The 22919-nt window shown below is 49.3% G+C and carries 19 protein-coding genes and 1 pseudogene; 6 read left to right on the top strand and 14 right to left on the bottom strand.

Features of this window, described 5'->3' with window-relative positions; translation table 11 throughout:
- Window position 1: 1 nt before the first annotated feature.
- The 7 genes from NSQ39_RS22075 to NSQ39_RS22045 form a co-directional block, all read right to left on the bottom strand.
- Window positions 2-1816 carry an IucA/IucC family protein gene (locus NSQ39_RS22075; protein WP_175076174.1) on the bottom strand — a complete coding sequence of 605 codons (1815 nt, stop codon included), beginning with the start codon at window positions 1814-1816 and terminating at the stop codon, window positions 2-4.
- A gap of 17 nt (window positions 1817-1833) precedes the next feature.
- Complete coding sequence (locus NSQ39_RS22070) at window positions 1834-3177, bottom strand: lysine N(6)-hydroxylase/L-ornithine N(5)-oxygenase family protein (protein ID WP_175076175.1); 1344 nt, start codon at window positions 3175-3177, stop codon at window positions 1834-1836.
- Window positions 3152-3706: a GNAT family N-acetyltransferase gene (locus NSQ39_RS22065; protein WP_175076176.1), complete on the bottom strand. Its 555-nt coding sequence runs from the start codon at window positions 3704-3706 to the stop codon at window positions 3152-3154. Before NSQ39_RS22065 ends, NSQ39_RS22070 begins: the two co-directional genes overlap by 26 nt.
- Window positions 3699-5468, bottom strand: a complete 1770-nt coding sequence (locus NSQ39_RS22060) for an IucA/IucC family protein (protein ID WP_175076177.1) — start codon at window positions 5466-5468, stop codon at window positions 3699-3701. Before NSQ39_RS22060 ends, NSQ39_RS22065 begins: the two co-directional genes overlap by 8 nt.
- A complete protein-coding gene (locus NSQ39_RS22055; protein ID WP_175076178.1) occupies window positions 5468-6976 on the bottom strand; it encodes a pyridoxal phosphate-dependent decarboxylase family protein in 1509 nt (502 codons plus the stop codon). The genes NSQ39_RS22060 and NSQ39_RS22055 overlap by 1 nt, the downstream gene beginning before the upstream one ends.
- Entirely contained in the window at window positions 6960-8306 is a 1347-nt protein-coding gene (locus NSQ39_RS22050; RefSeq protein ID WP_175076179.1) for an aspartate aminotransferase family protein, read from the bottom strand. Before NSQ39_RS22050 ends, NSQ39_RS22055 begins: the two co-directional genes overlap by 17 nt.
- Window positions 8307-8578: 272 nt before the next feature.
- Window positions 8579-10021 (bottom strand): aminotransferase-like domain-containing protein, encoded by a 1443-nt coding sequence (locus NSQ39_RS22045; RefSeq protein ID WP_175076180.1) that lies wholly within the window; start codon window positions 10019-10021, stop codon window positions 8579-8581.
- 134 nt (window positions 10022-10155) lie between these two features.
- Between NSQ39_RS22045 and NSQ39_RS22040 the strand changes: the two genes are divergently transcribed.
- From NSQ39_RS22040 to NSQ39_RS22025, 4 genes are all read left to right on the top strand, one after another.
- Complete coding sequence (locus NSQ39_RS22040; RefSeq protein ID WP_046131265.1) at window positions 10156-10764, top strand: LysE/ArgO family amino acid transporter; 609 nt, start codon at window positions 10156-10158, stop codon at window positions 10762-10764.
- A 123-nt stretch (window positions 10765-10887) separates the two neighbouring features.
- Entirely contained in the window at window positions 10888-12375 is a 1488-nt protein-coding gene (locus tag NSQ39_RS22035) for a spore germination protein (protein WP_175076181.1), read from the top strand.
- Window positions 12376-12379: 4 nt separating this feature from the next.
- Window positions 12380-13384, top strand: a complete 1005-nt coding sequence (locus NSQ39_RS22030) for a hypothetical protein (RefSeq protein WP_309245923.1) — start codon at window positions 12380-12382, stop codon at window positions 13382-13384.
- Complete coding sequence (locus NSQ39_RS22025; RefSeq protein WP_236809684.1) at window positions 13368-13661, top strand: Ger(x)C family spore germination C-terminal domain-containing protein; 294 nt, start codon at window positions 13368-13370, stop codon at window positions 13659-13661. The genes NSQ39_RS22030 and NSQ39_RS22025 overlap by 17 nt, the downstream gene beginning before the upstream one ends.
- Before the next feature lie 22 nt (window positions 13662-13683).
- On the opposite strand, the gene NSQ39_RS22020 is transcribed toward NSQ39_RS22025, so the two are convergent.
- The 5 genes and pseudogenes from NSQ39_RS22020 to NSQ39_RS22000 form a co-directional block, all read right to left on the bottom strand.
- On the bottom strand, window positions 13684-14376 hold the full coding sequence (locus NSQ39_RS22020; protein ID WP_175076182.1) for a class I SAM-dependent methyltransferase: 693 nt from the start codon (window positions 14374-14376) through the stop codon (window positions 13684-13686).
- Between the two features lie 138 nt (window positions 14377-14514).
- The gene (locus tag NSQ39_RS22015) at window positions 14515-15543 is read right to left on the bottom strand and encodes a Gfo/Idh/MocA family oxidoreductase (protein ID WP_046131270.1); all 1029 of its coding nucleotides are present in this window, start codon (window positions 15541-15543) and stop codon (window positions 14515-14517) included.
- 272 nt (window positions 15544-15815) lie between these two features.
- Entirely contained in the window at window positions 15816-16862 is a 1047-nt protein-coding gene (locus NSQ39_RS22010) for a LacI family DNA-binding transcriptional regulator (RefSeq protein ID WP_175076183.1), read from the bottom strand.
- Between the two features lie 36 nt (window positions 16863-16898).
- A pseudogene (locus NSQ39_RS22005) lies at window positions 16899-17467 on the bottom strand (GNAT family N-acetyltransferase).
- Between the two features lie 34 nt (window positions 17468-17501).
- Window positions 17502-18365, bottom strand: a complete 864-nt coding sequence (locus NSQ39_RS22000) for an AraC family transcriptional regulator (protein ID WP_175076184.1) — start codon at window positions 18363-18365, stop codon at window positions 17502-17504.
- A 120-nt stretch (window positions 18366-18485) separates the two neighbouring features.
- On the opposite strand from NSQ39_RS22000, the gene NSQ39_RS21995 reads away from it, so the two are divergent.
- A complete protein-coding gene (locus NSQ39_RS21995) occupies window positions 18486-19826 on the top strand; it encodes an MATE family efflux transporter (RefSeq protein WP_175076185.1) in 1341 nt (446 codons plus the stop codon).
- Window positions 19827-19864: 38 nt separating this feature from the next.
- On the opposite strand, the gene asnB is transcribed toward NSQ39_RS21995, so the two are convergent.
- On the bottom strand, window positions 19865-21706 hold the full coding sequence (gene asnB / locus NSQ39_RS21990) for an asparagine synthase (glutamine-hydrolyzing) (protein WP_175076186.1): 1842 nt from the start codon (window positions 21704-21706) through the stop codon (window positions 19865-19867).
- 161 nt (window positions 21707-21867) lie between these two features.
- Here asnB and NSQ39_RS21985 point away from each other — a divergent pair, with 161 nt between their 5' ends.
- Window positions 21868-22434 (top strand): DUF2777 domain-containing protein, encoded by a 567-nt coding sequence (locus NSQ39_RS21985; protein WP_046131276.1) that lies wholly within the window; start codon window positions 21868-21870, stop codon window positions 22432-22434.
- A 39-nt stretch (window positions 22435-22473) separates the two neighbouring features.
- Here NSQ39_RS21985 and NSQ39_RS21980 read toward each other — a convergent pair whose 3' ends face one another.
- A complete protein-coding gene (locus NSQ39_RS21980; protein WP_175076195.1) occupies window positions 22474-22842 on the bottom strand; it encodes a YisL family protein in 369 nt (122 codons plus the stop codon).
- Window positions 22843-22919: the final 77 nt, after the last annotated feature.

The following is a 22919-nucleotide window of genomic DNA, read 5'->3' as shown; positions in this document are numbered from 1 at the left end:
ATCAGAGCTGTGCGGCTTCTTTTTTGAATTGGGTAAGCGCGTTTGTCACCTTTCCGTATTCGGACGCATGCGGACGGTCATCTCCATCCCTGTAGCCGTAGTCAACCATCCGGTTCCGGTTCAGGCAAAGCTTCGTCAGTTCGGGCTTGAACAAGTCAAACAGCTCAAAGCGCTCGTGCAGCTCAGGGAATTTTCGCTGATAATCCAAAATGGCGTCAGCGAGCGCTTTCCAGAGGCGCTTTTCCGGAAGCAGATCATGATTTTCCAAAATGTTGGCCACATAACGCAAATGGCAGATGAAGAGCCCCGTGAAAATGAACTGCACGAGCCCTTCCGGCGGCTCGCTTCTGAGAACCGCTTTTAAATCATCCGTCAAACCGGCCAGCTCTGGAAGGGGCTGGTCGCTGATGTTAACGTCATCGACGAAATCTTTGATCGCGAGCCTGTGAGGCTTGTAGCCTTTTAAAACGAGAATCGTATTTTGACCGTGCGGCGAGAAGACGGTACCGTACCGGTACATAAAGTGAAGCAGCGGAGGCATCATCGTTTGAAAAAGCTGCCCGACCCACTCTTCTGCCGAAAGCTCCGACTTTTCGATCAGACGTTTGATAAAAGGAACGCCGTTTTGATCGGTATATGTCAATGATGCAAGCGTCACCGGGTGCTCTCCTTCTTCCAAATACGTATAAATGCTTTCTCTAAAGATGGCGCCGAGCATTTCTAAATATTGATACGGCGCTTTTTCAAGAGAATGATAGTATGGATGGTTCACGTTCAGACTCGCATTCTCCCCCGGGAGAATGACCCTGCATTCTTCTCTTAAAAACGGATCGTGTTCGGCGATCCCTTTAATATGCTCCGTGATTTTCGGCGCAATGACCGTCCGCTCTGAAGGGAGCCCCCTGTATACGAGCGTGTTTAATATGCTCATCGGCAGTTTGATATGATGCTTTTGTTTATGGGTGATGTTTGTAAACGTTCTGATCGATTGTTGCGGCAAGTATTGGTCTTTCCCCTCTCCTAAAGGGATGATCGCGCCCGATGCAATCTCTTCGGGAAATTGCTGAATGATCACGTTTGTCCACTGCCATTCGTGGACGGGCAGCAAATAGTAGTCTTTTGGCTCGGCACCCTGTTTTTCTATTATTTTTGCAAACTGCTTTAATGTCACTTCATCAAGCTCTTCATTGATCAGCGTGTCATAATCGAGCCCGTCGACCGAATGGAACGTGGCCGATTCTTTATGAACGGCGATCCACAAAAGCTGCACCGCCTTCCGGTTTTCCGGGGCGAAGCGGAGGTAGTCGTCATAGCCAAAGCCGATCCTTCCTTTATTGTAGACAATCCACGGATGGCCGGTCATTTCCCCTTCGATCACGGCATAATCGGCTTCTGTCAGCTCGTCCGCCGAAAGCGCATCCTTCGCCAGTAAATGTGCGTCGGCAAGCAGCGTATGGTTGAACTCTTTGATTAAATGCCCCGCCGTTTCCGGACTCATCGGAATATGCGGCTGAATGTCGAGAAGAAACTCAAGTCCGCTTACATCGCTCGTCCAATGTCCGGACCTTTGCACTTCGATCGAGTCAGAAAGCGCTTCAAAGCTGTCAAACATGCGGCGCTTCGCTGAAAACCGGTACGCTTTGTCTTCTGACGTCCGCAGCTCATAGCGGGAAATTCCGTTTTTTTCCTCAATTAAAGACGGTTTGATGATATCCTCATACATGTATTCGGAAAGCATTTTCGCAAGCAGCCGCTGATTGACTTTTTTCCACCTGTCCTTATGAAGCACCTTGTTCAATTCGTCTTTAAACAACATGAAAAACGCCTCCTTATTCAGCCGTTTGGCACGGCCGCTTTCTCTTTGCTCCCCGTTCCGAACGTCTGAAAGACCGTTTTATGGCTGACGGGGTATACTTCTCTTCCGGCAAGCTGGTTGATGATCACGGAGTTGCGGTAGGCGCCGAGACCCAAGTCAGGGGCTCCCACGCCGTGTGTATGCAGCTCCCCGTTTTGCACAAAGATGCGGTTGTCCGTTTCGGCCGTTGTCTTCAGCCGGTAATCGCGCGTAACGGTGAAGCGCCCGCTGTCATCCTTTTCGATCAGACCGTTTATCGGGGCAAGAAATTCCGGGATTCTTTCTTTATAGCCCGTCGCCAGGATGACGGCATCAGCCCGGCGCTCGAATCGTTCTTCATTCACGCAGTGCGAGCAATGGAGAATGAAGCTGCCGGCGGCGCGCTCGATGCGCTTGACCTCTGTCATCGATTGCAGGTCAAAGGCGGCGGCACGGCCTGCTGCTGTGCGCTCATACAGCAGATGATAGATGTCTGAAATGGTCTTCGCGCTGATTCCTTTGTAGAGCAAGTCTTGTTCTCTGAGCAGCTCATCTTTTTTCCATTGCGGAAGCTGATAGAAAAAATCGATATAATCTGGCGAAAAGTATTCAAGGCCGAGATTCGAATATTCCATCGGAAAGAAGCCTTTTGAGCGGGTCAGCCAGCTCACATGCCGGGCGCAAGCGCCGGCCGCCAGATCGTAAAATATTTCCGCCGCGCTTTGGCCTGAGCCGACGACGGCAACCGTTTTCCCCTTGAATCCATCGCGTTTTTTCATTAAATAGTCGGAAGAGTGGAATACCTCGCCGCCGAGCGCATCCCTCAAAGGTTCCGGAACGTGCGGACCGGTCCCGATGCCGAGCGCGATATGCCTGCTGAAATAGACGGATTCGGCTCCGTTCGTTTGGTCGGCGACCCGCACTTCGTAGACAGCGCCGTTTACTGTTTCAATCAGGGCTATGCTCTCAACATTCATGCCGAAGCGGCAGGAATCGAGGCTTTCGGCAACCCATTGGCAGTAATGGTTATATTCCGCTCTCGGAATTTTGAAATTTTCCAAAAAGTAAAACGAGTACAGCCGGTTATGCTTTTGGAGATAGTTCAAAAAGCTGTATTTGCTCGTCACATCGGCCATGCTTACCAAGTCGGCCAAAAACGGCACCTGCAAGGTCGTCCCTTCGATCAGCAATCCGGGATGCCAGTTAAAGCTGTCGTTCCGTTCAAAAAACAGCGCATCGATCTCAGGCACGGAATCAGCTAAAGCAGCGAGGCCGAGATTAAAAGGCCCGACGCCGACGCCGATCACATCGTATACATCATTTTGTTTGCATGTTGAGTTCATGTCTTTTCTCCTTTTCAAAAAAGCATTTTCGCTCACAAAACATCAATAATCCGGTTTTATCGGGAAGGGTTACGGGTTTGACCGGCCGGAACCCTGCTTTTTCAAAGATATGAATCATTTTTTTATTGCGGATATCCGGCTCTGCGATCACCTTCTCCGTCTCAGGCGCCTCAAATTGCTGCCTGACCATCGCTTCCAAAAGCGGGAGTGCCAGGCCTTTTCCCAAATACGCCTTTTCCCCGATTAAGAGGTGGACGCCCTGATCATAAGGCGCATTGTCATAATGGTGTTCGATGATGTCCCCTTTGACCCAGTACGATTCCCAGTAGCTCATCGGCACGCCGTCAATACAGCCGATGTACAGCGTCTGATGAGGGTCTGTGATCGCTTTATGAAAATGCGCCTCAAATTTCGGAAACGGCATATTCAAATGCCAAAACGGGATCACATGCTCTTCTTGCATCCAGCGATATACGAGGGATACGTCCTTTTCGTAATCAACCGTTCGAAACGTGATTCTTCTACTCATGGACGGCCGCCGCCTCCCTCAGAAGCGGATTTGCGACAGACGTGTAGCGGGACTGCGTTTCAAGCGAACCCGTCAGTTCATCCATGTCGTAAAAGCGCGTCAAGAGGTTTGCTTTGCACGGAAGCGCCGGAAAGCGCAGCAGGCTGTCCGTCAATTCGGTGATACCGTACGTTTTCTCCGCTTCTAAAAGCCGTTCCCTGATCATCGCGAGCAGCGCTTCTTCCTTGATCAGCCCTTCCGATCCGAACCCGTTCACAAGTCCAAACAAGTGGTTGAAGAAGAAATAATAACGCAGCCTTTCGACGGCAACCCCGTCGGAGCAGATCGTCTCGCTTTTTTCGCTTAAATCCGGGGCAAGCCCGGAAAGAATGTGCGCCTTTGATTCGCTGTAGTAATAGCCCTGGTTATCCCTGTAATAAAACGTTTCCGGATAGCCGTTTTTCAGGCGAATGACGGCGTTTTGCTGGTGGGCTTCGATCGCAAGGCCGTACGTTTCAAACAGCCATAAGACAGGTTCAAGCGAAATGGACAAATATTTGTCAAACCAATCGGCGCTCACATCCTCTGTCGGCCGTCCTTCCCGGGCTGCCAGCGTTTTGATGATCGAACCGAGCCTTGATTCTTTTCCGTATGCATGGTCCTGGCATAAGCCGGCGACAACTGTTGCGGAACGGTCGTCTTTATAAAACGGATTTTCCCTGATCACGACTTCAAATCCGGACTCTCCGCTTTCTCCTTTGATTGAAAGATAGGCCGGGTCCTTGATCACGCGGAAGCCGGGAAATTTGTCCTTCAGTCTTTCACCGAGCTCTGTTTCGAGAAGGCGAGCCATCTCAACGCCCCTGTCAAGTTCCTTTTGCTTGTTGACGCGGAGCGAATTCGTGATTTTGATCGGGACCGAAAATTTGTACATAAACCTTGAGCGTTTGCTGTATACTGTGCGGACGGAGGAGGTCGCCGTAAACGTCCGTCCTTTTGCTCCAAGGTATGTAAGCATTCCTTCATCGATCAGCCCTTTGACGAACGGTTTATCCAACAGGGCTCTTGCTTGCAAGGGATGTGCCGGGATCAGCACAAAATCGGGGTTCCTTGTTTCTTTTTCAAGCCATTTTTTATCAACGGATGGGTCGTTTCCCAGTTCTTCTTCAATCAACAGCGGCGCTTTCGTGCCTGCGGCTGAATCATGAAGCACGAGTGAAGCATGCGCTTTAAAGTAGTGAAGCTGAAACTCCCCCTTCAATTCGGGAGAAAAGATTTTTTCTTCTTCATCGGTCATTCCCTGCCTGCTTTTCGGCGTCGGGTGCATGAGATGTCCCAAAAGAAGCGACTGCTCAGCTTCGATAAAGGAAAAGTCCGCTGCGTTCAGCTCTTCCTGATCATTCGCCCTTTCTTCGACATAGCGACGGATATTGCGGCAGCTCAGCACCACCCTGAGCATGAATTCATCCTCTGCGCCCCGGTTGTTTTGCTGAAGAAGCAATTCTTTTGACGCGAGGGCGACGAGTGTGACGTAGTCGAGCGGAAGCTCTTTTCCGTCCCCATTTATTTTGTAATAAAGCGGAAAGGAGAACAGGTGCCTCCCCGTTTCCGACCAATATTTCACAGGGGCAATCAGCTCGATTTGCTGATGCGCAAGCGGCACGATCAGTATCTTCCCGGCTCCGGTCCGGGTTTCTGCCGCTTTGATACCGGTCTCCCGCAAATAGCAATTTAAAAAGCTTTGCATCGTAGCATGTTCTGCAATTTCTTGATAAGACCCCATCATTTTACCCTCCTGCTTTTCAAATATAAGCCTGCAAGCTTTTCGATCTCGCAAAGAACGTCTTCAATGTCATAAAGAGCTGTTCTCGGATTAAGAAGCGTGAATTTTAAGTACGTTTTCCCGCCTGCTGCCGTTTTAGCGATGACGGCCCGTCCGGTTTGAAACAATTCCCGGTGGACGTATTTGTTTACATCATCACTTTCTTCGTCATCGTCTCCGGCTAAATAGCGGAAGACGACCGCGTTCAGCTCAGGGTGCGGGTTCAGCAGTTCGAAATGATCGTTTGCCGCAATCCTTTGCGCCGCGGCTTCTGCTAAGACGAACGTTCCGTCAATCATTTCGGCAAATGCATCTTCGCCGAGGACGCGCAGCGAGATCAACAGCTTTAAAGCGTCAAAGCGCCTTGTTGTTTGAAGCGATTTATTGACGAGGTGTACGAGACCGTCAGCTTCATCCTCTTCAGGATTCAAATAAGCGGCATGATGATCAATAAAGCGGAAAAGCCTCCTGTCTTTCACGAGAAATGCCCCGCAGCTGACCGGCTGGTAAAACAGCTTGTGGAAATCAACGCTGACAGAATCGGCCCGTTCGATTCCGGCCAATTTATCGCGCCGCATTTTACTCATGATCAAAGCTCCGCCGTATGCCGCGTCTACGTGGAGCCAGAGGCCGCTTCTGCCGGCCGCATCCGCGAGCTCTGACAGCGGGTCAATGCTTCCGAAGTCGGTCGTTCCGCATGTCGCAACGAGCGCAAACGGATAAAGGCCGGAATCTTTCAGCATGTCTGTTTTCTTCTGTAAATCGAAGAGGCACATCCGCTTGTTTTCATCCGTGTCGACAAGAACGACGGCACGCTCGCCCAATCCCAGCTGTGAAGCCGACCGTTTCACGGTGAAATGGGCGTCCTTTGAACAAAGAATCCGCAGACGGTCTGCTTCAGGAGGCAGTCCGTCTTTTTGCACATTCCAGTTCCACCGCTTTTCGCAATACGCATCGCGCGCCAACAGCAGCCCCATGTGATTCGACTGCGTCCCGCCGCTCGTAAACGTCCCGTCCGCTTCCTTGCCGTAATGAAATTTCCGGCAGAGCCACTGCACCATTTCCTCTTCGATCAAGGACGCTGCCCCGCTTTGGTCAAATGAATCCATCGACAGGTTCATGACGCTGATCAGCATTTCCGCTGCCACAGCCGGAATCACAGGCGGACAATGAAGATGCGCGATGCATTTCGGATGCTCGACACGGATGCGGTTCTGCAGGCAGACTTCCTGTAATTGTTCAAGAACGCTCTCAAGCGGCTCGCCCGTTTCGCGAAACGAGCAGACGTTTCTGACGGGACCGTCCAATTCGTGCGGCATGTTTCCGCTGTACGGATCCGCGTCCCTCTTCCATTCGTCCGACAAGATGTTCACAACGGCCTCAACTGCTTTCCGGTAGGCTTCGATTCCCTGTTTGCCGCCGTGCATGAAGAGGGAATCGAAGGTTCTCTCCTTACTTGAGAGCTTCATAGACAGCCTCTTTGAAAATCGCTGTGATGTCGGCGATTTGCTCTTCCGTCACGATCAAAGGCGGCAAAAAGCGGATGACGCTGCCGTGGCGGCCGCCTGTTTCGACGATCAGGCCTTTTTCAAAGCATTTTCTTTGGATCTTTGCTGCAAGCTCCGGATCGGCCGGCGGGGTGCCGGCAGCGCTTTGTTTTTGGAGCGGGGAGACGATTTCTGCGCCGATCATCAGGCCCCGACCTCTGACATCGCCGATTTCGGGGATATGGCGCTGTATGTCCTGTAAATGCTGCATGAATTTGGCGCCGGCTTTTTCCACGTGTAGCAGAATGCCGTTTTCTTTCATGTATTTTAATGTTGCCGTTCCGGCCGCCATTGCCATCTGATTTCCCCTGAATGTACCGATGTGCGCGCCCGGGGCCCACTGGTCTAGGTCACGGTCATAGACGACGACAGACAGCGGCAGGCTTCCGCCGATCGCTTTCGACAGGACGATGACATCAGGTATGATGCCGGCGTGTTCAAACGCAAACATTTTTCCGGTTCTGCCGATTCCGGTCTGCACCTCGTCGATGATCAGCGGGATGCCGCGTTCTTTTGTGATTCTTCTCATTTCCCTTATCCATTCGGCACGCGCCGGGACAGAGCCGCCTTCGCCTTGGACGGCTTCAAAAATCATCCCCGCCGGAGGCAGGATACCGCTTTCAGGATCGTCGAGCACGTTTTCGATATATGCGCTTGACAGGCGGTGGGTCTCCTCTCCGCCGGCTCCGAACGGGCAGCGGTACTCATAAGGGTACGGGAGAAAATGAACATCAGGCATCAGCCCCTGGACGTTTTCTTTCGGTGACAAATTGCCGCTTAACGCCATCGTTCCGTGAGTTGCCCCGTGGTATCCGCCTTGAAACGACAGGATGCTTCTCCTGCCTGTCGCCGTTTTCACAAGCTTGATTGCGGCTTCAATCGCATCGCCGCCTGTCGGACCGCAAAACTGAATCTTCGCCCGCTTGGCAAATGATTCAGGAAGGCTTGCAAACACTTCGCTGATGAACTCTTCTTTTATTTCAGACGTGATATCAAGCGTGTGCAGAGGGCGCTTTTCATCGATCATTTTTTGAATCGCTTCAATGACAACTGGATGATTATGACCGAGCGCAAGCGTACCCGCACCTGCCAGGCAGTCGTAATATTGCTTTCCATCCGCATCCGTCACAAAAATGCCTTCGGCCGTTTGCATGGCAAGCGGAAACCGCCTCGGATATGAACGTGCGTTTGATTCTCTTCTATTTTGCTGCTCCAAAAACACTCGATTTTTAGAACTGGTTTGTACAGACATGAAAAGCACTCCTCCAATTGATAAAGATTATCATTTTCAATGACAAAAAAAGTGTATATTTTGTGACACGGGCCTGTCAATAAGATTCGGAAAAATGTGATTTTTCTCATAAGAAGGTGTCTCTTCGCTTTGCTGACATTCTTAATACGAATCAAAAGTCATTTTATAATGGAAATTACTGTTTTTTACCATTGTCTTTTAGACCTGAATTGGAGATTGTGTATTGGGGAGGAATAGGCCGGCTTGCCCCGCCGGCCTTATGAAGGCGTTCGTCACATCAGTTCCCGAGCCAGTTCCGCAACCGTTCGGATGCCTGTTTCGAGATCGGATATAGAGGCGTAGGAGTAGGACAGTCTGATGCTTTGTTTTGCTTCTTTATCATATAGCGTTCCAGGGTTGATCAGGACATTTCTCTTCAGCGCCCTTTCGAATAACGTATTGAGCGGCAGCGGTTTATGAAATGTGACCCAAATGTAAAATCCGCCGCTCGGCTTTTCCCAGGTTGCGATCGCCCCGCAATGGGCTTTAAGACTGCGAAGCGCTGCATCACGCCTGATTTTCAGCTTTTTTCTGATCTCCATGAGGTGTTTTTCGTAAAGGCCGCCCGAAAGCCATTTGGCAGCAGCCCATTGGGAAAGCGAGCTTGAGCCGTAATCCGTCTGCATTTTAATGTCAGCCAGCCTTTCGATGACGGGCTCGGGACCAGCGACCCAGCCAATGCGCAGACCTGGGCTGACGGTCTTTGACAGCGTCCCGACATAAAGGACGCTGCCATCCTGATCAAAGGCTTTCAGCGGCGGAGGCGGCGGACCGTCGAGCCATAAATCGCCGTATGCATCGTCCTCGATGATCGGAAGGGAGTACGCTTTGCTGATTCGAATCAGCTCTTTTTTTCTGTCTTCCGACATTTGTCTGCCCGTCGGGTTGTGGAATGACGGAATCGTGTACAAAAGGTCTGCACCGTATTGCTTTTTGCATGCCGGGATGAATGCGGGATCAAGTCCACTTTCATCAACCGGGATCCCGAAGAGCCTCATCTCCATCGATTGGAAAACGTGCAGCGAGTACAGGTATGACGGCCTTTCCGTGAGTACGGCCGATCTTCGCTTCAGAAGGCCGACCGCGATGAGCTGCAAAGCCTGCAAGGCGCCGGAGACGATTAAAATGGAGTCCGGCGAAGTATTCACCCCTTTTCGCTTTAGATGCTCTGCCACCGCTTCCCTTGCATAGCGGTTTCCTTTCGGCTCTTCATAGCCAAGCGACAGTTGTTGTTCAACTTCAGCACCTGCGAGAACCTCTTTCATTTGCCTGTAAGGCAAGAGCTCAGGCGACAATTCTCCCGTTCCGAGTCTGATCATGCCTTCATTGAATTCCTGCCGGTTGATTTCCTGAATCGTCGTCGAATTCGGGCGGTGAATCCCCGACCGGACATAGCTTGTCCAATCGAGCGGCCGCACGGCGGAGAGGCTTTTCCACGTATGATTCGTCACTTTTGTTCCGCCTCCCCGCTTTCCTTCAAGAAGGCCTCTCGCGGTTAATTCGTCAATCGCCGCGGTCACCGTGCTCCGGTTAACCCGGAAGACATCGGCAAGCTTTCGCTGGGAAGGGATTTTCGTTCCGGCAGGCCATTCCCCTTTTACAATTTTTCCCTTGATGATCTGTTCGATTTGCTGATACAGCGGAATTTCTGAGTTTCGGTTCAGCCGATTATTCATGCGTCGTTTTCGCTCCTTTTTTCAACTATATCATTTGGCTGGGCTCTTATACCATCCAAATGGCTGGAGACAAGATCCGCTCCCCGCACTACAATAAAACAGACGTTTTTTGATGAAAGGAGTTTTTGCTAACAATGAACGCAGCAATTCACGGAATGATTCTCGCTTTTGGGCTGATTTTGCCCTTAGGCGCGCAAAACGTTTTTATCTTTCAGCAAGGTGCAGTTTCACAAAGCTTTTGGCGGGTGCTGCCGCTTGTCGTTTCCGCTTCATTATGCGACACGCTGCTCATTATCGCCGCGGTCACAGGCGTTTCCGCGGCTGTCGCCGGGATCCCCGCCGTAAAGATTGTCTTGATTGCAGCAGGCACTTGCTTTCTCCTCTTTATAGGATGGGTCACATGGAACAGCAGGCCCTCCGGAGAAGACACCGGTTCTTTAGGCATGACGGCGAAAAAGCAGATCGCTTTTGCGGCGGCCGTATCCCTTTTAAATCCTCATGCAATCCTTGATATCGTCGGGGTGATCGGTACCAATTCGTTGACATACGACGGCCGGGAAAAGTGGCTGTTTACCGGATCTTGCATCTTCGTTTCGTGGATATGGTTTGCCGGACTCGCCTCGGCAGGGCGAATCCTCAGGAGGCTCGATTCGCGCGGATCCGTACTGATCTTCTTTAATAAAATCTCCGCTGTCATGATGTGGATGCTCGCCGTTTATCTCGGCGCCTCGTTATTTGCTTAAACTCGGGGCTTCCCCGGGTTTCGCCGTTTAAGTCTCCTGTATAAATTAAGCTTCGGAGAGCACAATAAACACATCTGGAAAGCGCCGGAAACCATTTTGATCAATCGCTGATGAGGGATGCCGATGTTTCGAAAATACAGACTAACGACGATAGATCACATCTCAGGTGCAAAAACCGCTCTTAGTACTGAATCCGTTCAAGAAGCAATCAAAGGCATGGCAGATGCCAAAGTGGAAGAACATGAAACGGAAAGCGGACAAAAAGCCGTATTTTACTTTATCAATACGATCATTGACGGGGGTCTCCTTCAGCAAGCGATTATCAAACCCCTTATCAACTGTTCGGAAGAAACGGTATACCTCTCTTTAAAAAGCTTGGTGTCAAATGTTTTGCATGTTGAATCTTTTGCTGAAGCAAAAGAGCATCTGATGACAGGATCTGTGTTGATACACGATCCGCTTGAGAAGCAGTGGTTCGCGATACCGATGAGAAATCAATTGGGGCGCCCGATTGAATCTTCTCTTACGGAAACGGTAATATACGGGCCAAAAGACAGCTTCACTGAACAGATCGGGATCAATTTGTCTTTGATACGGAGACGCCTGCCTTTGACAAATTTAAAAACGGAAAGCTTAACAGCCGGAACGTTGAGCAAAACTTCTGTCATGATCGTCTATATTGCCGGCCTGACCAACCGTGAATTTGTAGAGGATGTGAAAAAAAGAATTTCGGAGATCGATTTTGATACGGTCTTTGATTCTGCTCAGCTTGCAGAACTAATTGAGGGTCACCATTATTCGATCTTCCCCCAGTTTCAGCAGACAGAGCGCCCGGATATTTGCGTGTACAATTTGAGCATCGGCAAAATCACCATTTTGGTCGATAATACACCGTACGCTCTAAATGCGCCGATTACGTTTTTTCACCTTTTCCATTCGCCTGAAGATTATACAATCCGCTGGCCGATATCTAGCTTTCTCAGATGTCTTCGTTATTTTAGCTTTTTTCTGTCGATCATGTTGATCCCTATTTATGTGGCGTTATCGACCCATCATTATCATATGATCCCTCTGCAGATTCTTTTTGTTTTGATCGAATCGCGAAGCAAGGTCCCGTTCAACCCGTTTTGGGAAGCCGCCCTCATGCTGATCGTCATCGAAATCATAAAGGAAGCAAGCGTGCGTATGCCTGTCAAATCAAGCTCGACATTGGGAGTCATTTCCGGAATCATCATCGGAGAAGCAGCGGTTCAAGCCGGTTTCGTCAGCAAAGTTTTAATTGTTCTCGTCGGAATTTCAACGGTCGCTTCTTTTTTGGTGCCGAATTACATGGTGGCAAAAGGCTATACGTTAATGCATTTTATCATGCTCGTGTTAACGGCTTGCCTCGGCTTTTTCGGAATGATCTTCGGAATGATCTTCGGGCTGATCGGGCTGTTTGTCCATTTGAATGGGCTCACTTCCCTGAAACAGCCTTATTTTGCGCCGTTCTCGCCTTTATATTTAAGGGATTGGCTCGATCTATTCATCCGCAGTCCGCTAATCTGGCTGAAAAGGCGACCGGAATTTTTACACCCCCTTCAAAAATGGAGATATGGCAAAAGGAGGTGATCGGGTGAACCCCTTCACGCTATTTAACAAAACGCGGCCTCTTGACGGCCTGTATATAATCTTTATCACCAACCAGATGCAGGTTCTTTTCTATATCCTGGTCCTGCCGATGTATTTGGTTCACCCTTACATGATCTTCATCATGATTGCGATCGGGATGCTGTCACAGTTGAATTTGGTTATTTTATCAAAGTTCCTGAAGGCACATCCTGCTGCCAGGGGATATGAGGGCTTTGCAGAGCTTTTCGGCGAAAGAAAACTCCGCTTTTTCGTTTTGATCGGCCTGCTTCAGCTGTCCGTCAAAATCATGATTATGGTCGTAAGCTACGCTGAAAGCGTCCGCCACTTTATTTTTCCGGCTATCAATATTAACTGGCTTGTGTTGTTTATCATTTTAATCGGCGGTTATACGGCTTCCCGCGGGATGGAAAATACGATGAGGTTTGTGATCATTGCGTTCATGTCGTCATTTTGGATCGTTTTTTTGTTTATCAGATTCTATGTTCCCCCGATCGCTTCGCTGAATGATTTATACCCGCTCATTCCGTTTGAATGGACCAGGCAGTCATGGAAAGCGCTGCTTGTGACCTGGTCTGCGTTTTCGAGTCCCGAATATCTGATTTGCCTGGCTCCCTGGTTCAGCAAACATACGAAAGTGCTGAAATGCTTAACGATCGTTTATGAAAAAGCAAGCCAGGGAGAGATGAGTATCGTTAATCTGCATCATTTCAAAAATCAGCTTTATACTCATTTTTCTGATCCGTACGCCCCGGTGTTCCAAACAGATGGATATCATTTCAAATATGAAGGCACCGCCCTATTTCAGGATGATAAACTGGCAAACGTTATTTCAGGAATCGATGATCAAACCTTTCAGATCATCAACAATAATCGATATCTCAAATATTTGCCCCTTCCCGGGCATTCGATTGTGCTTGGCCAGGCACGATCGGCGGTCTATTTCGAATTGAACGAAAAAGACGGCGTTAACAATGAATGTCAGCGTTAACGCCGGAATCGAAGAATATGACGGAGAGAAAAACCTCCAGGATCAAAGAGAATTCGACATGCTTGTCCAAGATATCGAATCTGAATTGGAAAGGCGGACAGCCTGCCTGCTGAAAAAAATGCAGCAGGTCAAAGCAGATCCTCTCGAAATCGGCGGTGAAGCGCTGTTCCCGTTCACAAAGCCGATGAGCGATGAACATTGGGAGAAATTGTGGGAAAACATGGATATTAAAGTTCGTTATCAAGTGAAACTCAGACCGATAACAAACACGCAATGATTTCGTTTAAAAAGGTCGCACATCAAAATTCAAGTCCGTTTTGACCGATCGGCTTGTTTTCCCAGACGATCCCCATCGCCCAGCCCATCCGGCGGAATGTGCAGCCCGGAAGCAATGGTCCGTAAAGATCGTAGTATGCTTGTTCTGAAAGGTATTTGTATGCCGCTAAATGTTCAAGCCACGGTTTTGAGGTCTGATGCCTGAACACCCTTGCAGCACTTTTTATTCCGAAAGTAAAACAGTTGGGAAAAAATTCTCGAATCGCTCCCAGCACATACACATACGCGGGCGGCGTCTCAACCTCTGATACATTATCGATGATGACGATCTTTCCGCCTGGATGCAATAATTCTTTCATTCTGCAGATCACATTCGGCACATCTTTCAAATGATGAAATGTCGTCCTGCTGACAATGAAATCAAAGAGACCGGAGAATCGAAGATCATTCGCATCCATTTTCAAATATTCGGTATTTTGGCCCCGGCGTTTACGCCTGGCGATCTCCAGCATTTCATTTGATAGATCAATGCCAATCACATGATCAAAATGACCGGACAGCTCGTGAGCGAGCAGGCCTGTGCCGCAGCCAATGTCTAATGCCGTCCCCTTTTTTAAAGGCATGTTGGACAGAAAAAATGAATGATCATTCAAAAGGCTTGCTGCAAAATCGTATTCTTCAGCGACTTTATCAAACTGAACGCCGGCTGTGCCCATCTATATCCCCCTTGTCAGAAAACCTCCAACAGCTTGTGTCTGGAAGTCCATGCTTCGATTCTTTTTTAAAGAATACGAATGAATCGATCATTTATTAAGGGTCTGCGGGATTGTTCGCGCGTGCGTGTCCCGCCCTTTCTAAACCGTCATCCGCCCCGCCTGATTCTGAAGGTTGACAGGCTTGCCTCTTTTATATGATTCGGTTGCCGCGATCGCGATTTCCAGATTAATGGTCGCGTCATGAGCGGTTACGATCGGTTTTGTCTGATTGCGGACGCATTCGGCAAAATGTTCAAGCTCCAGACAATACGCTTCATGAAACCTCGTCTGAAAATCGGGAATGATGTCATAGCTGCTGCCTTTTCCGGTGAGCATCGTCACCGGTTTGTTTCTGAGCGATCCGACAAAAATGCTGCCTTCGGTTCCGATGATTTCAGCGCGAATGTCATAGCCGTGAGGAGAATTCCGGCTCGCCTCCGTATCGCCGGCTGCTCCTGAATCGAATTCCATATAGGTCAGCGCCTGATCGACGTCCCCGCATTCGGCCATAAAGTCATGCTTTACAACCCGGCCGTGCCCCGATACAGAAGTGATTTCGGCGCCCATTACATAGCGCGCAATATCATAATCATGGATGGAACAATCGACAAAAATGCCGCCGCTGTTTTTAATAAATTCAGCCGGCGGGGAACCGAAGTCACGCGTAAATCCTTTAAAATAGACGGGTTTGCCGATCTCGCCGGCATCGATTCTTCTTTTCGCATCGGCATATGCCGGATCGAACCGCCTCATAAAGCCGACCTGGCAAATGACGCCGGCCTCCTCGATTTTTGCTGTGACCTCTTTTGATTCCTCAAGGCTGAGTGTCAGCGGCTTTTCGACAAAAATCTGCTTCCCGCAATCGGCCGCCTTTTTAATGATTTCCGCATGAGTCGTCGTCGGCGTGACGATGATGACGGCGTCAATATCCGGATCTTCCAGGATTTCGTACGGATCCACTGACCATTTTTCGACTGAAAGCTCTGAAGCCGCCTGCTCTGCCTTTCCTTTGAGCGGATCGGCTACAGCCGCAAGCTCCGCCCCTTGTACTGCGGTTTTTAAGTTTTTCGCATGATAAAGGCCGAGCCTCCCCAATCCCAATACTGCACATTTCACGGTTTTTCCCACGTTTTTTTCTCCCCTCGCTGTTTATTCGTCTGACGGCGGCCCGTCTGATTTGTAAGCGCTTTATTTTTGTAGCAGGCTAAGACCGGTCCTATCGCGGAATATGGATCCCCGCTTATTGAGAAAGCGCTTGCTCAAATTCGATTCCATTTTAGCGCTGATTAATTGCTTTCGCAATACTTTTTTATAATTTTGTCAGATCAATGATGGTGCGTTCGGAAAAAATTAAGGACAAGCGCTTGCTCCCTCCTGGTAAAAAAGAGCCGCTTTTTGAATTAATTAAAGCTGCCCTTTTCCGGTGTTTTTTCTGTTGTTCGCGGCCGAGCCGTCGACTGTCTGATGATAAGCTCCGGTGCTAAAATCGTCTTGCTTTTTGATTTTTTCGCGCCGCGAATCTCTTCCGCAAGCAGTTCGACAACGCGGCGCCCCATTTCTTCGATCGGCTGGGAAACGGTAGTGAGCGGCGGAGCGACCATTTCGGCCAGCATCGTATTATCAAAGCCGATCACCGATACATCCCCGGGCACTTCCAGCCCCCATTCCTTCGCCGTCTGGATCACTGCACAGGCGAGCACATCATTGATCGCCAGAACAGCTGTCGGGACCTTTTGAGAGAATATGGATGACGCGGCTTTTTTACCGCCTTGAAGGGAGAAGCCGTTTCCTGCCGTCAGCAACTCTCCGGCGGCAATCCCTGCTTCATCCATCGCTTTTTTAAAGCCCTTCAGACGGTCTTTTTCACACGTTGTCGTTCCGTCGCCGATCACACAGGCGATGCTTTTATGGCCGAGCGAGATTAAATGCTTTGCCGCTATATATCCGGCCATCAAGTCGTCAATAACCACGACATCCATCGGAAAAAGAGCGCGGTCCTGCGAAATCATGACGAGCGGTATGCCTTCATCGGCGATATCCTCAACCGCCGCCAAGCTCTCTTTGTTTTCAATGCCTGTCGCAAAAATGATTCCGTCGACATTTTTTTGCCTCAGCACTGAAAAATATTTTGTCTCTTTTTTCCGGTCCCTGTCCGTGGAACACATGATGATGCTGAATCCGAGCTCATCCGCCCGTTCTTCCACGCTTTTGGCCAGTTCGCCGAAAAAAGGGTTGGAGATATCAGGCGTCAGAAGGCCGATGATGTTCGTCCGCTTCCCGGTCAGCGCTGATGCATGGACATTCGGCTGATAATCGAGGTCTTTCATAACCTCGAATACTTTTTGTCTTGTCGATTGGCTGATTCTCCCGGTGTTGTTGATCACGCGCGACACCGTGGAAATCGAAACGCCGGCCGCTTCTGCCACATCATAAATCGTGATTTTCATATTTTCTCCCTCATCCGTATTCTATCTCGTCGTTTATTATAGAATGCGGCAGCCTTCTCCGCAAATATGCTCCCACTCTTCCCTCAATATTCCGTATCTGATTGAATCATAGTAAACCCCATCGTAATACCTGACTTTTCGAAGCCGCCCTTCCAATGTAAAACCCGCTTTTTCCGCGCACTTCATCATCCGCCCGTTCCCGGACCACGTCGTCATCCCGATTCTTTCTACATCGATGTTTTCAAACAACCAGCCGACCCACAGCTTCACCGCTTCAGTGCCGTATCCGCCGTTCCAAAACTGTGGATCATAGATGACGATGCCGCATTCAAGCCAGCGGGTCGACCTGCATTCCCAATAATAAGAAACCGTCCCCTTAAACCGTCCGTCAATCTCTATCGCAGCATAGCGGGGCGGCTTTTCTTTCAATAGCGGCAAGAATGATTCTGCAAAATATTGATACGGCTCAGGCTGGAGCGGAAAATAAGGCGCATCCCACTTTTTCCATTCAGGTTTTTTGTCCCATAGATCATAGTCCATAACTCAGGAACGTCATCCATCGTAATCTGACGCAATTTGACTTTATCGCCGCATATGGAGTCCATGTGTTTTCTCCTCCGATCCGTTTTTTCCTATATCTTATTCGATGCTCCTCTTGATCATCCTTCTGTACTCGACAGGCGACATGCCTTCCATCTGTTTGAAAAGCTTTGAAAAATACGTCGGATCGTCGATGCCGACTTGTTCGGCGATCGATGACATTTTGTCATTTGTCACCGAAAGCAGCCGTTTTGCTTCATGTATGCGCGCCTTGTTGGCATACTGCCCCGGCGTTTGACCGAACACTTTTTGCATGCAGCGGGTGATGTAGTCCTGGTGATAATGCAGAGCGGCCGACAGCTGATCCATGCTGAGCTTTTCTTTGTAGTGGCGGTCGATATAGCGCTGCGCTTCCGATGCCACCCGTTCATTCGCGGAAGGAATGCGGAATGCCTCTTTTTGCAGGTGAATGAGCAGCTCTTCGAACAGGAGCTGTTTTCTGAGAGGCAAGTCCGAATTTTCGGCAGAATCATCAAGCAAGCTTCTAAACTGCTTTTCTATAAAAGCCTTTTGATCGACTTTCCCTTTTCTCGGAAGTCTCAGGCTGTATAAAGGGGGCGTTTCAAACGTTCCGTGCTCAAGCTTGAGTCCGGTCCAGTTCTCACCTCCCTGATCCGCCAATTCGTACGCCTCCTCTTGAAAGTGGAGCCAGAAATAATGGGTATCCTCCAGACAGCCCTGATGTCCGTAATGCTCCAGCCCCGGGATGAGGATGATGTACTCCCCCTCTGTGACGCGGAAAGGCTTGCCGCCTTCGGTCAAAAACAGCTCCCCTTTTATGACATATAAGAGGTCAAAGACGGAATATTCACGTTTCACGTGTTTTTCCCCTGTTTTGAATACCCCTTCTCCGCAGGTGATCAGAACAGGCAGCGGCGGAATCTTGAAGATGACATGATCCAATGCTCTTCCCCCCTTTGATTTGGTCGGATTTCTCCAAAAAGTATCGGTTTCGTCTCTTTTTATTATAAAAGGATGGCGTTACACTATTAAACGGATTTTGAAAAGAAAGGGGTCACCGCCATGAAGAAAACAAATGTTCAAAACCTCTCTTTATTTGCTTTGACATGGCCGATTTTTATCGAGGTTTCATTATATATGCTGATGGGAAACGCGGATACCCTGATGCTCAGCCAATATTCCGACGACAGCGTAGCGGCCGTCGGCGTCAGCAACCAAATGCTGAATTTGATCATCGTCATGTTCGGCTTCATCGCAACGGGTACCACAGTCATCATTTCACAGTTTTTAGGATCACGGCAGAAAAATGAAGCGATGGATGTCGGGTACGTCTCCATCAGCGCCAATTTTATCATCAGTCTTCTCATAAGCGCAGCCATTTATATGTTTGCAGAACCGCTTTTATTGATGATGGGGCTGTCGGCGGAACTGCTCGATGAAGCGAAAATCTTTTTGCAGATCGTCGGCGGACTGTCCTTTGTCCAGGCGCTGATCATGACGTACAGCGCGATCTTAAAAAGCTACGGACATACGAAGGATACAATGGCCGTCACGATCGGCATGAACATATTAAATATCGCCGGAAACTATCTCGTCATTTTCGGGCCGTTCGGCTTCCCTGTGCTCGGCGTTGCAGGGGTGGCGCTGTCTACTTCAACTGCCCGCGTCATCGGCCTATTGGCGATCGCCCTGCTCGTCAAAAAGCGCATCGGCATGCCGCTTTTATCAAAGCGCCTTTTCCTCATTCAAAAAGGCCATCTGAAAAAGCTGCTCAAAATCGGCATCCCTTCGGCCGGAGAACAGCTTTCATATAACGCGTCACAAATGATCGTCACCTATTTTATCACGCTCATGGGTGCACAGGCGCTGACGACAAAAGTATATGCGCAAAACTTGATGATGTTTATCATGCTTTTTGGAACGGCGATCAGCCAGGGAACGCAAATTTTGATCGGGCGCCATATCGGAGCCAAACAATTTGACGAAGTATACAGCAGATGCTTAAAAAGCCTGTGGTGGGCGCTGGCGATTACGACATTCACCTCCATTCTGCTGGCCGTTTTTTCAAAACCGCTGATCGGCATTTTCAGCCAAAATCCCGATATTATCGCGACAGCGAGCATGTTAATCATCATGACGATCATCCTCGAGCCCGGCCGTTCATTCAATGTGGTGATCATCAACTCGCTCAGAGCCGCCGGTGATGCGAAATATCCGGTCTATATGGCGATCATCTCCATGTGGGGAATCGGCCTGCCGATCGCATACATTTTCGGCATCCAGCTTGAACTCGGCCTTGCGGGAATTTGGTTTTCTTTTATTGCTGATGAATGGGTGAGAGGGATTATGATGTATAGAAGATGGAGATCAAAAATATGGCTCCAAAAAGGATTTGCGGCTTGATTATCAAAAAGCACCCGCCTTGCTCCGGGTGCTTTCTTCTATTCTTCAATATCGATTCTGTAAGTCTCAAACCAGGTATGAATCTGCGCGAGGTGCGCGATGAGCTGCGGTCCCTTCATCAATTGGCCGTACCAGGGAACCTGAAAAGACGCGCCCTCCGTCTCGATCAGCTGATCGAGCTTTTTTCTGTCCAAAAAGGTGTGAAGGGCCGAATCCTTCTGCTGAATAAGCGACGCGAGCCAGCGTTTCACCGCTTTTGTATAAGCGGGATGATGCGTCTTCGGATACGGGCTTTTTTTGCGATATAAAATGTCGTCAGGCAAAATCCCTTCCAATGCTTTGCGGAAGACCCCTTTTTCCCGGTTTCCGTGCATTTTGTATTCCCACGGGATATTCCAAACGTATTCGACGAGCCTGTGATCGGCGAACGGCACCCTGACTTCAAGACTTGCGCCCATGCTCATCCTGTCTTTCCGGTCAAGCAGCGTCGTCATAAACCAAAGCATATTTAAGTAAAACAGCTCTCTTCTTCTCTTATCCTCACCCGTTTCTCCGTCTAACACCGGCGTTTCTTTCACCGTTTCTTCGTATTTCGCCGTTACGTACTCCTTGAGGCCGAGCTTTTTCTGCCAGCCGCTGTTGAGAAGTCCGATCCGTTCCTCCATAGATCTCATCCATGGGAAACCTTTCACATCCTCTGCCGAATGAAACCACGGATACCCGCCGAAAATCTCATCTGCGCATTCCCCGGACAGGCTCACGACAAAATCCTTTTTGATTTCCCGGCAAAACCAAAGGAGCGACGAATCGACATCGGCCATTCCGGGCAAATCCCTGACGATGACCGCTTCCTCCAAATAGCCGGCGAGATCCTCCTGGGAAATGACGCAGTTGTGGTGAACGGTTCCGAATGCTTCCGACATTTTTCGGATCCACGGTCCGTCGGCATTCGGCTGAAACAAACTCGAGGTAAAATACTGCTCATTGTCCTCATAATCGACCGAAAACGTATGGAGCGGAGCTTTACCTTCTTTTTCAAAATGCTTAGCAGCAGTCGCCGTAATGGCGCTTGAATCGACGCCGCCTGACAAAAACGTGCATACGGGCACATCTGAAACAAGCTGTCTTGTCACGGCGTCTTCAAAAAGCGTTCTGACATTCAGAACGGTATCGGCAAAACTGTCGGGATGTTTTTCGCTTTTGACATTCCAATAGCGCCACACCGTCAAGCCGTCCTTTGAAAACAGCATGGCATGCCCCGGGCGGATTTCCCTAATCCCTTTAAAAACCCCGCTTCCCGGCGTTCTTGACGGACCGAGTCCGAATATTTCGGCAAGCCCCTCGCGATCAACCTTTGCTTTCACCTCTGGATGAGCGAGAATCGCCTTGATTTCAGAGCCGAACAGAAATGACGTACCGTGCTCGGAATAAAACAGCGGCTTGACCCCGAGGCGGTCTCTCGCCGCAAACAGAAGATCCCGCTCGTCATCCCAGACAGCAAACGCAAAGATTCCGTTCAGCCTGTGGATGCATTCTTCCTTCCATTCCATATAGGAGTGGAGCAGCACCTCTGTATCAGAGTGGCTCTTAAATCGGTGCCCCATCGCCAGAAGCTCTTTTCGCAAATCCTCTGTATTATAGAGCTCTCCGTTATAGCAAATCGTGTAGGTATGCCCTTGATGTGTGCGGGTCATCGGCTGTCTGCCGCCTTCCAAATCGACGACAGCCAGGCGCTTATGTCCGAATAAAACGTGATGCTTTCCCCAAATGTTTGTGTCATCGGGTCCTCTTTTCGAAAGCGTGTCAGTCATTTTCTCCATGACAGGCTGCTCTCGGACGAGCGGTTTTGTAAAGTCCACCCACCCCGTTATTCCACACATTGTCGATCAGCTCCAATTCTAATGTTCTTTCTCTTTTTAGGCTCACTTCCTTTGTCACTTTACTTATTTTATGCACCTTACAATAATAGTTGAATTGTCCATCAGAGACTTGTATGAGACAAGCCCGTTTTGGAGAAAAAGAAAAGGAAAGGAGACCAGCCATGGGAACGGAACGCGAGATGAGGATTTATGAAGAAGACCGCAGATGGATTTACGGAACGATTATCATGGACGAGGGAATCTGCCTGATCGAAAATGAGGAAGGGGATATATGTCTGTTTGAAAGCCTGAGAAGCCCGGGCGTCTATATCGATCTCGACGGCAAATGGGTGAAAGCGGAGCTCTTCGATCGGTTCGCCGCAACAGAAAGAGGCGAAAACATTCCATTAACAGGCGGTGAGGCAATCCGCTATTTGAAAACGGTAAAACAGGCATTTTTGGATTTTTTGTATGATTTGGACGACGGGCAGTTTTATTCGTTTTTAGACCAGTTGAACAGCCTCGGTTTTTCTGTTTTTGACTGCGTCTACGCCTTCAACGGCTTAAGCTTTTCGGCAAACCCTGCAACAGAAAAAGGCGCCTCGTTTTACCAGTTTTCAAACGATGTGAAACAATGCGCGCTCCAGCATCATTACGAACGGACCGGTGAGAGAAAAGACAGGTTTGAATGGACAACATCCGATGGGATAAGGATCGTGACTATATCAGCATACAAACCCCCCTCATAAAAAAAACACCAGCCCTTAAAACAGAACTGGTGCACGCGCTTAAAAGGTTTTAAAGCCCAGAGGAAGACGGAGCCCGAGCGCGATCGTTAAGAGCAGGACGATAATGAAGCCGATCCAAATCCCGGTGATCGGTTTTCCTTTTCTCTTGCGGATCAAGAGCATTTCCATCAATCCGACCGTCACAAGGCCGAGGATCGTCTTGCCTATGTATTCTCCTGTATATACATTCGTCCAGGCAGCGAACCTAAACAAGATTTCCGCTCCCGTTAAGATCACCAAAATATAGAACAAGCGAAGAACCATATGCGCGATTTTCGCGCCTCTTTCATTTTTGACGGCATAAAGCGCATAAGTAATGAATACTAAAATGAGCGCAATCACCCAAGCCGTGATGTGCAAATGCGTCACCATATCGAATTCCCCCCTATCAGATCAGGTATTGCTTTTATATTATCATGAACCCGTCCATTAAACAAAAAAATGTG

The organism is Bacillus sp. FSL W8-0848 (assembly GCF_038007805.1).
GTDB lineage: Bacteria > Bacillota > Bacilli > Bacillales > Bacillaceae > Bacillus > Bacillus glycinifermentans.
This window is presented reverse-complemented; position numbering and strand designations above follow the sequence as displayed.